At 52.8% G+C, this 14,877-nt stretch carries 15 protein-coding genes; 5 read left to right on the top strand and 10 right to left on the bottom strand.

The genetic code is table 11. From position 1 onward, the window contains the following. Positions 1 to 32: 32 nt before the first annotated feature. Both D568_RS0112620 and D568_RS0112615 read left to right on the top strand, forming a co-directional pair. Positions 33 to 1,367 (top strand): MATE family efflux transporter, encoded by a 1,335-nt coding sequence (locus D568_RS0112620; protein WP_020209971.1) that lies wholly within the window; start codon positions 33 to 35, stop codon positions 1,365 to 1,367. Between the two features lie 38 nt (positions 1,368 to 1,405). Then, entirely contained in the window at positions 1,406 to 2,239 is an 834-nt protein-coding gene (locus D568_RS0112615; RefSeq protein ID WP_020209970.1) for a hypothetical protein, read from the top strand. 53 nt (positions 2,240 to 2,292) lie between these two features. Here the strand turns inward: D568_RS0112615 and D568_RS0112610 are convergent, their stop codons facing one another. Beyond that, complete coding sequence (locus D568_RS0112610) at positions 2,293 to 3,516, bottom strand: ABC transporter permease (protein WP_020209969.1); 1,224 nt, start codon at positions 3,514 to 3,516, stop codon at positions 2,293 to 2,295. After that, positions 3,513 to 4,190 (bottom strand): ABC transporter ATP-binding protein, encoded by a 678-nt coding sequence (locus tag D568_RS0112605; RefSeq protein ID WP_020209968.1) that lies wholly within the window; start codon positions 4,188 to 4,190, stop codon positions 3,513 to 3,515. Before D568_RS0112605 ends, D568_RS0112610 begins: the two co-directional genes overlap by 4 nt. Positions 4,191 to 4,258: 68 nt before the next feature. On the opposite strand from D568_RS0112605, the gene D568_RS0112600 reads away from it, so the two are divergent. Further along, a complete protein-coding gene (locus tag D568_RS0112600) occupies positions 4,259 to 4,819 on the top strand; it encodes a DUF3299 domain-containing protein (RefSeq protein WP_020209967.1) in 561 nt (186 codons plus the stop codon). A gap of 10 nt (positions 4,820 to 4,829) precedes the next feature. Here the strand turns inward: D568_RS0112600 and D568_RS0112595 are convergent, their stop codons facing one another. From D568_RS0112595 to D568_RS0112585, 3 genes are all read right to left on the bottom strand, one after another. Then, positions 4,830 to 5,321: a VOC family protein gene (locus D568_RS0112595; RefSeq protein ID WP_020209966.1), complete on the bottom strand. Its 492-nt coding sequence runs from the start codon at positions 5,319 to 5,321 to the stop codon at positions 4,830 to 4,832. 46 nt (positions 5,322 to 5,367) lie between these two features. Continuing rightward, the gene (locus D568_RS0112590; protein ID WP_020209965.1) at positions 5,368 to 5,721 is read right to left on the bottom strand and encodes a DUF1428 domain-containing protein; all 354 of its coding nucleotides are present in this window, start codon (positions 5,719 to 5,721) and stop codon (positions 5,368 to 5,370) included. 480 nt (positions 5,722 to 6,201) lie between these two features. Further along, a complete protein-coding gene (locus D568_RS0112585; protein WP_020209964.1) occupies positions 6,202 to 6,858 on the bottom strand; it encodes a glutathione S-transferase family protein in 657 nt (218 codons plus the stop codon). Positions 6,859 to 6,965: 107 nt separating this feature from the next. Here D568_RS0112585 and D568_RS0112580 point away from each other — a divergent pair, with 107 nt between their 5' ends. Further along, entirely contained in the window at positions 6,966 to 7,520 is a 555-nt protein-coding gene (locus D568_RS0112580; protein ID WP_020209963.1) for a TetR/AcrR family transcriptional regulator, read from the top strand. Between the two features lie 248 nt (positions 7,521 to 7,768). Here the strand turns inward: D568_RS0112580 and D568_RS0112575 are convergent, their stop codons facing one another. After that, positions 7,769 to 8,185, bottom strand: a complete 417-nt coding sequence (locus D568_RS0112575; RefSeq protein WP_020209962.1) for a DUF4174 domain-containing protein — start codon at positions 8,183 to 8,185, stop codon at positions 7,769 to 7,771. 224 nt (positions 8,186 to 8,409) lie between these two features. On the opposite strand from D568_RS0112575, the gene D568_RS0112570 reads away from it, so the two are divergent. After that, the gene (locus D568_RS0112570) at positions 8,410 to 10,110 is read left to right on the top strand and encodes a protein adenylyltransferase SelO (protein ID WP_020209961.1); all 1,701 of its coding nucleotides are present in this window, start codon (positions 8,410 to 8,412) and stop codon (positions 10,108 to 10,110) included. 17 nt (positions 10,111 to 10,127) lie between these two features. On the opposite strand, the gene D568_RS0112565 is transcribed toward D568_RS0112570, so the two are convergent. From D568_RS0112565 to thrS, 4 genes are read right to left on the bottom strand one after another with little or no spacing between them, the layout of a single operon-like run. After that, positions 10,128 to 11,042 (bottom strand): aspartoacylase, encoded by a 915-nt coding sequence (locus D568_RS0112565; protein WP_020209960.1) that lies wholly within the window; start codon positions 11,040 to 11,042, stop codon positions 10,128 to 10,130. Positions 11,043 to 11,064: 22 nt separating this feature from the next. After that, positions 11,065 to 11,454: a nuclear transport factor 2 family protein gene (locus D568_RS0112560; protein ID WP_020209959.1), complete on the bottom strand. Its 390-nt coding sequence runs from the start codon at positions 11,452 to 11,454 to the stop codon at positions 11,065 to 11,067. A gap of 32 nt (positions 11,455 to 11,486) precedes the next feature. Continuing rightward, the gene (locus D568_RS0112555; RefSeq protein ID WP_020209958.1) at positions 11,487 to 12,866 is read right to left on the bottom strand and encodes a dihydroorotase; all 1,380 of its coding nucleotides are present in this window, start codon (positions 12,864 to 12,866) and stop codon (positions 11,487 to 11,489) included. Further along, the gene (thrS, locus tag D568_RS0112550) at positions 12,863 to 14,866 is read right to left on the bottom strand and encodes a threonine--tRNA ligase (RefSeq protein ID WP_020209957.1); all 2,004 of its coding nucleotides are present in this window, start codon (positions 14,864 to 14,866) and stop codon (positions 12,863 to 12,865) included. The genes D568_RS0112555 and thrS overlap by 4 nt, the downstream gene beginning before the upstream one ends. Positions 14,867 to 14,877 lie beyond the last annotated feature (11 nt).

Here is a 14,877-nt window from a genome sequence, read left to right as displayed (position 1 = left end):
GATGATCTGGGCGCACGCGTATAGGCCAGCTTTTGACGAAGTTCGATCACTATTTACGTAAAAACTTTTCATTGGCATGGCCATTGGCGTTTAACGCGCTGTTGATTCAATCCATGCTAATGATAGATACCCTTTTGGTTGCCCCTCTGGGGGAAACATCAGTGGCGGCCATGGGAATTGCTGCCACGTTAATCACTTTTGTATTAGGGGTAGAAATTGCCATTGGCAATGGTGTTCAGCTTCTCATCGGTAGAGCGTTTGGTGCGGGTAATCAACAAGATATTAACGTCGCATACTGGATTGGACTGTTTGTTAATGGAGTGACCGGCCTTGTATTTTTTATGGCGCTTGATAGGTTCGGTCACAGCCTTGTTGGCATAATTACCAGTGACCAGAGATTGGCAGAAATCACGCTCAGTTATTTGGCTGTGGCTAAATATATTGTTTTGGTCAACGCTTACAGTCAGACCAGTACCGCGCTTTTTAATGGATTAGGTAATGCAAAATTGCCGCTCAAAGGTTTTGTGCTGGAGCTGCCCATCAATATTGCGATTAGTTACTGCTTAATACAGGGGGTCGCCGGGGTTCCAGGGATGGGGCTGGACGGGGCAGCGTGGGGTAGTCTTTTGGCGGTAAGTGTACGCGCGGGGTTTTTATTTTTCTGCTTGAGGCGTCAGGCAGTGAATATTAAATATCCCACTGGCCAGACTTTCTTTCGAGAATTAAAACCACAGTTTTCAGTAATACATCCAATCGCGGCCAATTTTATTCTGTTATCGATAGGGGCAACGGTGTACCAATTACTGTTTGCTCAACTCTCGGTGTATGCTTTTGCCGCGATAACGCTCATTTTTCCCTGGGTTCGAGCTGGCACACAGTTTCCTAATGCCTGGGCACAAGCTTCGGCGATTACCATTAGCCAGGCTTTAGGTAATAACAACAAGTTAGCCGTGTTGCAGTTTATACCCGCGTGTGTACGTTTGGGGATGGGGGTAGCATTTGTCACTGCGTTATTGTTTGTACTTTTAAGCTTTTGTGTTGGGGCTATCTATCCTGATATAGAGCCTGAAACTAAAGCGGCCCTTTGGGCAATTGCCCCATTGTATATTGTTTTACCCATTGTCCGCGCCTATAACACCCTCGCTGGCAATATGTTGCGAGCCTTAGGAGAGAGTGCCCGAGTTTTAAAAATTCATTTTTATACTCAGTGGGTTATCTCAGTACCCTTGTGCGCGCTACTGATTCTTTATCTTCAGGCATCCATTTTCTGGGCCTTTGCCGTGCTGCCTATAGAAGAGTTCTTAAAAACGATTCCCTTTTATCGTTATTCAATGCGCTGCAGGAAAACCTTGGCCAATCAGCCTTAGCTGAATAAATGGTTAACAACTGCGTTAGGAGATTATTTATGGAACATACAATAAAGACACTGGTATTGGTTACCACAATGGTATTGCTGGCATCCTGCGTTAATCGCGTCACGGAGCCAGGGGTTCGGTTAACGCATGGGGTGGATGAATCTGCAGGAGGGTTGCACGCTTATGTTATTCACACCAACAATGCTGTTTTTTTCCTGGAAAAAAGCGGCGGTGGTTTATCCAGCATGGTGGATAATGAAGGAATAGACTGGCTGGGCTTTCACAATAAAGCAGGCTCGGGGTGGAAAGGCGAATACCGAGGTTTTCCGAATGCGGTGCATAAGCAGGATGGCAATTACTTTCATGCTATGAATGCGGGTACTGACCCTGCGACCTCTGAGATAACCGTTAATACCCCTAATCACGTGCAAATACTGTTTACGTCAGATAATGGCAAATGGGAAGGGCGTTGGGATTTCTACCCGGATCGTTGTGATTTTACCATGAGCAAAGTGAGCCCTGGCTATCACTACTGGGTGCAGTATGAAGGTGTGCCAGGGGGTGCAATGGATGAGGGTGATTTCTGGTACAACTCTGCGAGTTTGCAAAGGCACTCCATCTATGACTCGTATGCCGGAGACTTACCCGGACCGGAATGGTATGCGTTTGGTGATAAAGATAGCCCCCGCGTTCTTTATTTACTGAATCATAACGATGACGCGCACCCGGATGACTACGTGAGTCGACCCTATATGACGGTGTTAGGGTTTGGCCGACAGGGTAAAAATAAATTTCTTACAGCGCCTTCTACCTTTTCTATTGGTTTTATTGAGTCTAGCTCCCGTGAGGAAATCTCAGAGCACTTGCAGGCGTTGATAAAATAAAACGTGCTTGTCGGTATTCACTGCTGTATTAGAACCGCTGTGGGGGGCGTCTCCTACAGCGATAATTTACGCAAACGCAAGGCCGATAGGCCAGAAAAAATAATACCTGCGATCACCGCTAGGGTGGCAATGCCAGTGCTAATGAATAGCCAGTCAATGTCTAAAGCCCAGTATAGTCCCCAGCGGTTTTGTGCCACGGTCAGTAAAACGCGTTCAAGAACAATGGTGCCTACACAGCCGATTAGTGCGCCCAAGGCGACGAGGCTTGTGGTTTCTATACCCAAGAGTGTGAAGATAAATCGCTGGCGTGCCCCGAGGGTTCGCAACAATTGGAACTCTTTCATGCGTTGCTCAAGGTGCGTTAGTAGCGTACCGCTGACTCCTATGGTGGCAATTAAGGAGGCCAGACCGCCCAAAGTGAGAAGTGCGATTTCTATCCAGTCGAGCATACCCCAGAGTTGAGTGACGGCAACACCTGGCAATACAGCTTGAGTGGGCTCTTTGGGGTACTGGTTAATGGCCCGTTGTAACTGAAACGTGCGCACCTTATTTTCTAAGGTAAGATAAAAAGCGGCCAGGCTCTTTGGCGTTAATTGTGGGTTTTCACCAATCGGGAGTTGGGTCGGCAGGTTGGCGATTTTCTGTTCTGGCCAGTGTATGGCTTCAATGCCATCCAGGCTGACTTGCAGGGTTTTATCAATCGGTGTGCCGGTGGCGGCGAGAATACCGGTAACCGTAAAGGTGCGCGCATCGTGTTGCTGAAAGCTATGGCTGCCCATGCCGTGGCTAAGTATTAATTGGTCTCCCAGCCGGTAGCCTAACTTGCGCGCCACTTCGCGGCCGAGTGTGACTTCAAAGACATGAGTGAAGGGCGCGCCTTGGGCAAATATGTTGTTGCCATTGGTCGCTCGCAAGTGATCAAACAGCTGCTGGTTGGTACCAATAACGCGAAAGCCTTTATGGCTGTCTCCCAACATTAGCGGCACGGCGCGTTTAACGGCCGGGTTGTTTTGCCAGTGTTTGAATGTAGAAAAGCTCAGCTCGCGGCTGGGTGCGCCCACATGGAAGGCCGAAAACAACAGTAAATTAATGTCCCCCGTGGGGGCACCCACCATTAAGTCGATCCCTTGTACGCCACGGCTAAAAGCCGATTGCGTACCCCGGTACACGGTGTCTACGGTCAGCAACGCAAGGGTGCTTAAAGCAATCATGGCCACGCATACCGCAGCGCTGAAACGCCGGCTGAGCAGGCTTTTTATGGCAAGGCGAAACATCATAGTGGGCGGCTCAAATCCTGCAGAAAAATGTGTTGGCCAAAATAATCGCCCAGGCTTTTGTTGTGGCTGGCAAACACCAGGGTACAGTTGCGCTCGCGTACCAGATCAAACAGCAGGGCGATAAAGTCTGCACCGTTTTCATCATCCAGTGCCGAGGTGGGCTCGTCGGCCAAAATCAGAGCGGGATTATTGATCAGCGCGCGGGCGATGGCGACTCGCTGGCGCTGGCCTACGCTCAGTTCACCGGCTTTTTTGTGCAGTAATTTGTCGGGCAAATTAAGTTTTTGCATCAGCTCGCGGGCGCTCTCGCTCAGCCCTGTTTGTCGATTTTTGGCAAAGTGCGCCGCCAATAAAATGTTGTCCAGACAGCTTAAGTAATCCAGCAGGTTAAGGCTTTGAAAAATAACCCCAAGGTTACGCGCCCGCCAGGGGGCTGTTTGCGCGGGGCGGCGTGCGTGCAGTGGTTCGTTTAGCACGGTTAATGTTCCGCTGCGCACGGGTAACAGCCCTGCCAGAACATTTAGCAGGGTAGACTTGCCTGCACCCGACGGTGCTTGCATAAACACGGTGGCACCGACGGCAACCTGCCAGCGTGGTATAAGCCAGGATGGGCCTTTGCGGTGACCGTACTGGATGTCGGAAATATCAATAGCGAATGGCGGCGTGGTGGACATGATTTACAGCTGCGGACGAATGATGTGTTATGTTATAACGCGATTTTCCCGTGAAGCAAGAGAATGGTATGAAAAGGCTTGTAAGTTGTGCGCTGCTGTTTACCTGGTTAGTTGGAGTGGCCTCGTGGGCGCAGGATTATCAGACCATCGAGTGGCCCGATTTAATGCCCGAAGAGGATTTGCAGGCACTGATGAATCCCCCGGAATGGATAAACGATGTACCCGAGGGCGGCGAGGCCGATGTGATGCCGTCCATTGGTGAAGGTACAGGTTTTGCCGGACTGGATGAAAATGACCCCTACAATCTGGCGCTCAAGTCGGCTAAAACCGTCGCCGAATATGACAACAAATCGATTCGCATGCCGGGCTTTGTTGTGCCGCTGCGGTTTGATGATGACCAGCGCATTACCGAATTTTTACTGGTTCCCTTTTTCGGGGCTTGCATTCACTTGCCTCCACCGCCGCCGAATCAAGTGGTTTACGCAAAGTATGAAAAAGGTATTATTCTCGATGCGCTCTACGACCCTTTTTGGGTGTCCGGCACGCTGACCATTGACTTGGTAGAAACAGATTTGTCCCAGGCGGCGTATCGGATGCAGGTGGATGAAATGGAGTTGTATACCGATTAATCCGGCCAATTTAATTGACCGGATTAATCGCAGTTTCTATGACAGCAATGTCAATTTTTTTCATTCCTAACATCGCCTCGAAAGCCCGTTTTGCCAGTTTACGGTCCGGGCTTGTAATCGCGTCTGTGAGTATTGTCGGGGTAATTTGCCAGGACACGCCCCATTTGTCTTTACACCAGCCACAGGCACTCTCTTCTCTACCGTTATCAATAATGGCGTTCCAGTAGCGGTCGGTTTCCTCCTGAGTTTGGGTCGCTACTTGAAACGAAAAAGACTCGTTGTGCCGAAAGGCGGGCCCGCCGTTTAACCCAAGACATGGAATGCCTAAGACCACAAAATCCACCGTCAGTACATCACCGGCTTTGCCTGCCGGATAATCGGCGGGGGCGCGGTGTATGGCACTTACCTCAGAGTCAGGAAAGGTACGAGCGTAGAATTCAGCGGCGGCTTGGGCCTCCCCGTCAAACCAAAGGCATACTCGGTTTTGAGCGATACTTTTCATACGCTGCTCCATTGATGTAGGTTGGCCCCAAGTGGTTTTTGATAGTTCAATCGTCAAAAATAACCTCAAAGCCACCGTAAATCAGCCGCTTGCCATCAAAAGGCATGGGGTTGCTGTCGCTGCTCATGCGCTCGTCTTCCATCACCTTTTGCATGCCGGAATCTCGCACTTTTTTGGTGGGCCACTCCACCAATCCAAACACAACGGTTTCGTCAGGCTTGCATTTTACCGCCATGGGGAATGAAGTCGTTTCGCCCTCGGGTACATCGTCACCCCAGCACTCGGTTACTTTGATCGCGCCGTGTTCCTTAAAGCATTTGGCGGCTATTTTTGCGTGTTGCAAATACTCTTCTTTGCGGGCCGTGGGTACAGCGGCTATAAATCCATCGATATAGCTCATGTCAGTCTCCTTTTAAATTCCTACATAACAATGCGGTACGAAGATGCTGAGTGGGCCATGCGTAAAGTTAGGCGACAAAGGAGCACAGCCAAAATGACCAGATCAAGACGGAAAAACGCAGGAATAGAGGGGCTATTTCAAGTTTTTCCAAAGCTCATCGCATCCTGCTCTCGCTCCTTACCGACATCTTTGTTGGCAGCGCAGAGCTGGGCGTTTTGGCCCAGCGAACGGTTACCTATTTTTGCGCACGGCCCACTAGCACCGCGAACTTACGGCTTGCTTCAGCGGCCGTTGCAGTATAGTCGATTGACAGAAGAACAATTAGACAGTGGATGAGAAAAAAGAATTAATCGGTATAAACGAGTCTATTGTAACCGCGATGCTTCCCAGGCATGAACTTCAAGCGCTGGGCGCTTGCACAAGTGTGAAAACAGCTCTGTTCGTTTTGCGCCAGAGCGGTATTTCGATCTGGCGCTTTTTCTATCGGGACTGTGATAGTGGTTTGAGAATTTTCTGTCCGCTCTCTCGAGCTTCGAGTCGTTTGGTGTAGGCGGTCAGTTTTTCTGAATGCGCCACGACATTGAGAAACTCGGGCGACTCCAGGTTGTACGACAACATCGGTGCCAGCATGGCATCGGCGAGGCTAAACTCATTGCCCACAAGATATGGCTTATCACCTAGTTGCTCTTCTACGATCTTCAGTGCGTTTTCCGCCAAGGGGCGCTTTTTTGCAATCACATCGAACCTCGGTTCGCCGTTCTCTCCTTTGGGAAGTAATACCTCCAGCATAAATTGTCGCACCACATGGTAATCCACATAATGGGTTATCAGTGAGCACCACTGATCTATCTCGGCTTTCTCTCGTGCTGAATTGCCTTGCAGTGTTTCTCCACCAAAGGTTGCATCCAGATAACGGATAATACTTGCGGTTTCGGTGAGCACGAAATTACCGTGAAACAGTACCGGTAGCTTGCCAAACGGGTGCACCTTGAAGTGTGCCGGGCTGTGGGTTTCTTGCGGTTTTCCGTAAAGGGTCTTGCCCAGGGTATAGGGAATGCGTTTTTCCTCGCATACCAGTAGCGCCACCCGTACAAAGGTGCTGAAGCCGGGGCCGAAAATGTGTACTGAATCCGTCATGGTTTACTCCTGTTGTTCAACGCTCGACTGCGCTACTGTAACCAACCTCAAAATATGTTAAAGAACATATTTTGAGGTTGTGTTTATAGACCTAAAGAGGATGACCAATGGGATGGAAAAGTGAACACAAACAGCATACCAAAGCCCGCATTCTGAGCGCGGCGGGCCAGCTATTCACACGTTTGGGGTATGAGCGGGTCAGTATTGACGATGTGATGGACGCGGCGGGATTAACCCGTGGGGCGTTCTACGCCCACTTTCGCAGCAAGTCCCAACTTTATGCCGAAGCAATTGTTGCGGCGGCCAGCAGTGCGCGTGAGTATTTGCTGCGGTCATCTCATGACCTTAATACTCAGGAGTTGGCGGCTCGCTATCTGGGTGTCGGGCGTATAACCGGGGATAAAAACCCTTGTCCGCTGGCATTTTTAGCCACGGACATTCAGCAGCGTGAAGAGCCGGTGCGCAAGGCCTACACGCGGGTGTTTCAGGGGCTGGTTACCACCATCACCCGTGCCGGTGGCTTTGAGGACGGCGCGGATGAGGCGTTGCGCAATGCCGTGTTGATGGTCGGCGGTGTGGCCTTAGCTCGAGCGGTAAACGACTCTGCGCTGGCCGAGCAGATACTCCGTGTTTGTCGTGAGGGCATCGCCTCCCAGGCGTAGGCGGTACCCTAGATTTGCTGCAATGTCAGCCAAAAGACCCCGTGATCCAGCGTAGGTGCGCAGGAAGCTTCTTTTTTGTCTGCCGGTTTTTTGAGCAGCATGCGTGGGAGATGATAACCAAGCTGAAGACTGGGTTTAACGCGTGTTTCGGGGGCTGATTACAACCAACCCCGAAAAGTGCGCGTCTTTGACGGTTTTGGATCAAAAGCGATGTCGAAATCAATTCAGGTTTTAAGGTGCCCCTGGTGTTAATGACTGCGTTGCATTTCGCGCCGACGCATGGGCATGGCGTCAACCTGACGAAACAGCGACTCCAGTAAAAGTGCACTGTCGGAATCTTTAACTCCGCCGTCTTTGCCAATCAGCAATACCTGGGGTGTAGAGTGGTGGTATTTTTCCGTCACTACTGCGGCAAAGTCGTCGCCGAGCTTACGTGAATAGTTCGATTGCGTGGCCTCACCTGAGAAAACAAACCAGGCTATGTCCCGCTCTTGCACGGCCACACTCTCACGTCTTAACGCCTTTACCGTGGCTTGCGGTTTGTCTGTCCAGGCCAGGATAATTCGATTCTCCCATTGCAGGGGCGCCAGGTCGTTGAGCGGCGTCGCGTAACCTGTTGCCGCGAGAGGGAGTAGAGTGAGCAGCCATAGTTGCCAGGGTTTCATAGCATCTACCGTGAATCAGTGTGACAGTGACATCGGAGCGAAGGGGGGTAAGCCTCGACCCGGACTTTCACAGTGGGTATACGGTGAAATAAGTGGCGCGATCACTCTTGCTATTACGTGGAACGTTAATGACGGTGCCGCCTCTGTGGTACAGTGAGCTTGAATAACACCTTGTTAAACAGTAACACCCATTCAGCGGCAACAAGACGGTATTGACACTTTGTATGAATGAACCAAAGGCTAAAGAGTCAGCGCCACCAGTGAGCACCCTTGAGGAGCTCGCCGAGCTTGCCGATTACTCGTTGCTGGATCAGCTGAAGCGCGATCCAGATGCGACGGACGACGGCGAGGATTATCGCCCTCGGCAGGTTTTTTCAGGTCACTATGTCCCCGTTAAGCCCACGCCTATTACCGCGCCCGAGTATGTCGCTCACAGCAGTGATTTTTTCCGCGAGCTTAATTTCGACGACAATCTCGCGCAGACAGAGGGATTTCGCCGCCTCTTCTCCGGGGATATGTCTGACCTTCCCGCGCCACTGCGCAAAGTCGGTTGGGCCACGGGTTACGCACTGTCGATTTATGGCACCGAGTACACTCAGCAGTGTCCGTTCCAAACCGGTAACGGTTATGGCGATGGGCGCGCCGTGTCGGTGCTTGAAGCGGTCATCAACGGCCAGCGTTGGGAGATGCAATTAAAAGGCGGCGGCCCTACGCCATACTGCCGTGGCGCTGATGGGCGTGCGGTGTTGCGCTCCAGCGTGCGCGAGTTTTTAGCGCAGGAGCACATGCACGGGCTGGGTGTGCCTACATCCCGCTCGCTGTGTTTGTATGTTTCTAAAACCGAGACAGTCCAGCGGCCCTGGTATTCGCCGGGCTCTTCCAATGCTGACCCGGATACGCTGGTATCAGAACCTGTGGCGATTTCCACACGGGTAGCTCCGTCTTTTTTGCGAGTGGGGCAGTTGGAGCTGTTTGCCCGCCGGGTTCGCGCCCAGGCCCATGCCGATTCATTAGAAGAATTGGAGAAAATTGTTCAGCATTTGATTGACCGTGAGTACGGGAGCGATATTAATTCCGAGTTGCCGCTGGCCGACAAGTTGGTGGCGCTTACCTCGGCTTTTCGCGAACGCTTGACCTCGCTGATTGCCAACTGGTTGCGAGTAGGTTATTGCCAGGGAAACTTTAACAGTGACAACTGCGCCGGGGGCGGTTACACGCTGGACTATGGGCCTTTCGGGTTTTGCGAACGCTTTGACCCTTATTTTCAACCCTGGACCGGTGGTGGGCGGCACTTTTCGTTGTTTAATCAGCCTGCGGCGGCGGAGCAGAATTTTAATTCTTTTTGCAGCGCATTGCGTCCTTTGCTGTTATCTCACCCCGAACAGCTACAGGCATTTGAAGAGCTACAAAAGGGGTTTGGCGCTGTCATGCAGCAAAAGCTTCAGAATATGTTCGCCGCAAAACTGGGCCTACAAACCTATAATGCCGAGTTGCTTAACGAGCTGTTGGCGTTAATGATGAAAACGCCGGTGGATTACACTATCTTCTTCCGCGAGCTCTCCTATATACCTGAGAGCCTGAAGCCTTTGCGCCGGAGCTTTTATCAAGAGCCGTCAGCCACGCTTGAGGCTCAATGGTCGAGCTGGCTGGAAAAATGGCGTTCGCTGATTGATAAGAGTAATACCGCCGAGCTGTCACAGAAAATGTTGCAGATTAACCCGAAATACACCTGGCGCGAGTGGTTGGTAGTGCCCGCCTACGAGAAAGCGAAGCAGGGCGATTACTCTTTAGTGCGCGAACTACAGGATGTGTTAACCCGGCCCTATGATGAACAATCGCCGCAAGTCGAGGAAAAGTATTACCGGCTCAGGCCGCCGGAGTTTTTTCTGGCCGGCGGGGTATCCCACTACAGTTGTTCATCTTGAGCCTGAAAATTCTGGCTCTAACTCAAATCGTTCCCCTTGCTATGGGGGTAAGCGATACGTACTTTTTCCATAAGGCTTAGGCCAATACTGCGATCGTAATAGGCCGCCTCATTGATAAACGCACCGTACACGGTTTGCTCGCCCTGGTAGGTAATTGTCTCGCCGGCCAGGGTGATAAACAGCGGGTCGCCGGGGGCAATGGGTTGATAGTCCCGATCTTGCCGGTCAGGGTGAATCATACCGGCGATTTCGCCGTGTTCATCGACCGGGAAAGGGATTTTTTCGATAAACCGGTAGCCGGTTGTTTCGGCGGGTATCTCTGGTTTCTGGCCTTGGTTGTATTGCTCAAGGTAATCCAATGCGTGCATCACAGCCTCGTGCGTATCGGCGTACACCTGGTGCTTTAACAGCCCCTGGGGAATGGGCCCCACTTCGATCACCAATCCGCCATAACGCCCCATGGAGCGCAAAAAATTGTCTTCCAGCCGGTCGCTGGGTTGAAAAAATAAATGCGCGTCTGGCATTTTTTGCTTAATGTAAAAGGCGGCCCCGATCACCAGCGGGTGATCGGAGTTAAACACCACGGTCATGCCCATATTGGCGGTGGTGGTGTGCATATCAATCACAAAATCCACCCGCGGGTTTTCTTTGGGGCCCAGTTGCTCGTTGATCACCTTGGCTTGTTGTTGTTCACTGCCTTGCAGGGCCGGGTTTTGCAAATCTTTAAGGTTGAACTGTCGGTTCAGGTCTTGATCCACATAGCGCCGCATAGCCTTAATGGCCGCCGGGTTGGTCAGGTGAAGCTCGGTGGCAAAGCTATCGCGCTTAACTTCCTCGGGATGCGATTGCCAGTGTTTCACCAGATAGACACCGGTTGACTCGTTGCCGTGTGTGCCGCCGGTGACGGCGACGTGTTTAATGATGTCGCTCATGCGGTTTAGCTCCCCTTTGGTTTTACAGTGTGCGAGGGATTTGCGAGGAGTGATGGTGCACAATGGGGTTGGGTTTGGACAAATTCATTACGTAGCTAAAGCGCGCCTCAAAGTTGAGTACTTCACCGTCGACGGCAAAGCGCCAGTTGTAAATGCCGCCCAGGGTATAGAGCTGGTTTGATAAATCCTGAACGATCAAGGTTTTCTCATGCAGCGCAATGCTCAGCTCCGGCCGGCTGCCCAACTGTTCAAAATACTCGCGCAGTTTTTCCGGTGTGTTGCGGGTGCGGTTGGAAAAAGTGGGAATCAAAACCGCGTTGGCATCGTAAAGGTTCAGCAGCGCTTCTACGTCGGCGTTGTTCACCGCTTGCATCCACTGGTCCAAAATTTCTCGGGGAGTTGGCTGAGTCATTGTGTGTCCTCGTCTTGAAGGCGAAAAATCGGCTAAGTGTGGTTTGTCTTGGTTTCCAAAAAGCGAATACTTTTACCCTGTGGGGTTCCGGTTAACTGTTCATCGCGCACGACGGCTTTGCCGCGTATCACCGTATGAATGGGCCAGCCGGTAACGGGCATGCCATCGTAAGGTGTCCAGCCGCTTTTGCTGGTGATCCAGTCGTTGCGGATAACACGCTCGGCGTTCATATCCACCAGAGTTAAATCCGCATCATAGCCCAGCGCGATACGTCCTTTACCCTCGATGCCAAAAACTCGCGCTGGCCCCGCACTGGTTAAGTCCACGAGGCGCTGCAGGCTTAGTCGACCGGCGTTAACATGATTGAGCATGGTGGGGAGCAGGGTTTGCACCCCGGTCATACCGCTGGGGCTTTGCGGATAGGGCTTGGCTTTTTCTTCCAGTGTATGGGGTGCGTGGTCACTGCCGATTACATCCACCACGCCATCGCGTATGGCTTGCCAAAGTGCTTGCTGATGATGCCGCTCGCGCACCGGTGGATTCATTTGCGCCAAGCTGCCCAAGCGCTCGTAGCAGTCGGGCGCGTGCATAGTGAGGTGATGCGGCGTGGTCTCTACAGTAACCCGGCCTTTGTGCTGCGCCAGAAATGCCATTTCTTCGGCCGTGGTGACGTGTAGCACATGGAGGCGGCGACCGGTTTCGCAAGCGATGCTGACAATACGACGGGTGGCTTTAAACGCGCTTTCCACATCGCGCCAGTGCGGATGATCGCAGACGTCGCCACTGGCCTCGGCAAGCATTTTTCGCTCGATCAGCCGCGCTTCGTCCTCGGCGTGGACCGACATGCGGCGTTTGCCATTTGTCAAAATGCGACGCAGCACTTCGTCTTCATCGGCCAGTAAATCGCCAAACGAGCTGCCCATAAATACTTTAACGCCCGCGCAGCCGGGCAAAGTTTCAAGCGTATGTAAATCCTCGGCATTGGTAGCCGACCCGCCAATGTAAAACGCATAGTCGCACCAGGCGCGCCCGTCGGCCGCATCCAGTTTGGCTTTTAAGTCGGACTCCCACAGGGTGAGCGGGTTGGTATTGGGCATTTCAAATACCCCGGTCACGCCACCGAGTACGGCGCCGCGGGTGCCCGCTTCTAAATCTTCTTTGTGGGTTAAACCCGGTTCGCGAAAATGCACCTGGCTGTCGATGACCCCCGGTAGAACATGCAGGCCGGTGGCGTCGATATACTCTTCTGCCGTCCAGGCGCGGTGCAGTTCACCCAGCGCGACCAGTCTGCCGTCGATGCACGCCAGATCGATAGGCTCGGCGCCATTGGGCGTTATTGCGGTGCCGCCATACACCAGTAAGTCGGCGTGTTTGGTGGCGAGTTTTTGCGATAGATCCGGCGTTTGACTCATGCCGAGTGGCTTCCCAGGCGTTGCCATAAAGCCCGAAGCCCGTCTGCGCGAGCGTCCTGGTCCGGCGCTTTGGCTTCATCCAGCAACCGCTCAAGCGCCTGCTCTATAGGCAGCACACCCAGATCGTCGCCATCGCGGCTGCGTACTGCCACGGTGCCAGCGTCGCGCTCGCGGCCGCCTGCGACCAGCAGAAAGGGCACCCGCGCCAGAGTTTGTTCACGAATTTTGTAGCCAATTTTTTCGTTGCGCGTGTCCGTTTCGGCGCGCAGGCCGGCACCGCGCAGTAACTCGGCTACGTCCTGCGCGTAGGCGGCGTGGTCGTCGGTAATCGACAGCACGGCCACTTGCACTGGCGCGAGCCAAGCGGGCAACTTGCCGGCAAAGTGTTCGATCAAAATACCGGTAAAGCGCTCCAGCGATCCGAACAGAGCGCGGTGCAAAAGCACAGGACGTTTGCGTTCGCCATCTTCGGCGACATACTCAATGCCGAAGCGCTCGGGCAGGTTCATATCCACCTGCAAAGTGCCGCATTGCCAGTCGCGGCCAATGGCATCACGCAACACAAATTCCAATTTGGGGCCGTAAAACGCACCTTCGCCTGGGTTGAGCTGATAGCTCAGGTTCATATCTTCCAACGATTTCACGAGCGCGCCTTCTAACAAGTTCCAGGTGGCGTCATCGCCCATGCGGTTGTCTGGACGGGTAGAGAGCTTAAGGTGAATATCGTCAAAACCAAACTCACGGTAAATATCCAGCACCAGCGCGACAATCTCGCGGCACTCGCTGTCCATTTGCTCTGGCGTGCAGTAAATATGCGCATCGTCCTGGGTAAAGTGGCGTACGCGCAACAGCCCGTGCAGCGCCCCCGAGGGTTCGTAGCGATGCACCTTGCCAAACTCGGCCATGCGGATGGGCAGGTCCCGATAACTTTTTAAACCGTGACGATAAAGCAATACGCTGCCTGGGCAGCTCATGGGTTTGAGTGCCAGCACGCGACCGTCTTCTGTCTCGGTTGTAAACATATTGTCGCGATAGTTTTGCCAGTGGCCGGAAATTTCCCACAGGGTGCGGTCCATGGCATCGGGGGAGTTAACCTCCACGTAGCCCGCACTTTGTTGGCGGCGGCGCATATAGTGAATCAGCTCTTGAAACACCGTCCAGCCGTGTGGGTGCCAAAACACCGCGCCGGGGGCGTCGTCGTGAAAGTGAAACAGATCCAACTCGCGCCCCAGTTTTCGGTGGTCGCGTTTTTGCGCCTCTTCAATGCGTTGCAAATAAGCCTTGAGGGCTTTTTTGTCCGCCCAGGCGGTGCCGTATATTCGTTGCAACTGCTCATTTTTAGCGTCGCCTCGCCAATAGGCGCCAGAGAGCTTGGTGAGCTTAAAATGTTTCAGAAAGCGTGTGTTAGGCACGTGCGGGCCGCGACACATGTCCACGTATTCCTGATGAAAATACAAGCCCATGTGTTGTTCGTCGGGCATATCTTCCACCAAACGCAACTTATAGGTTTCATCGCGCTGGCGGAAAGTGTCGATCACCTCATTGCGCGGCAGTACGCGTTTGATGACGTCGTAGTCTGAGTCGATCAACTCACGCATGCGATTTTCAATCGCGGTTAAATCCTCCGGGGTAAACGGCCGCTCGTAAGCGATGTCGTAATAAAAGCCGTCGTCGATCACCGGGCCTATAACCATTTTTGCCTCGGGGTAGAGCTGCTTAACCGCATGGCCGATCAGGTGCGCGCAGGAGTGGCGAATAATTTCCAGTCCTTCGTCATCTTTGGGGGTGATAATTTGCAGCGAAGCGCTCTGATCAATCGGGTCGCAGGCATCCACGAGTTTGCCGTCCACCTTGCCGGCGAGGGTACTTTTTGCAAGCCCGGGGCCGATGGCGCTGGCTACATCCAGAACTGAGGTGCCGGTGGGAAATGTCCGCTCCGAACCATCGGGCAGGGTGAGGGTAACGGATTGAGGGGGGCGGTGTGGTGTAGCTTGGGTCATGGCGATGCAAT

It is taken from the genome of Gilvimarinus chinensis DSM 19667 (assembly GCF_000377745.1).
GTDB lineage: Bacteria > Pseudomonadota > Gammaproteobacteria > Pseudomonadales > Cellvibrionaceae > Gilvimarinus > Gilvimarinus chinensis.
Note: the sequence above shows the minus strand (reverse complement) of the source record. Positions and strands in the feature narration are given on the sequence as shown.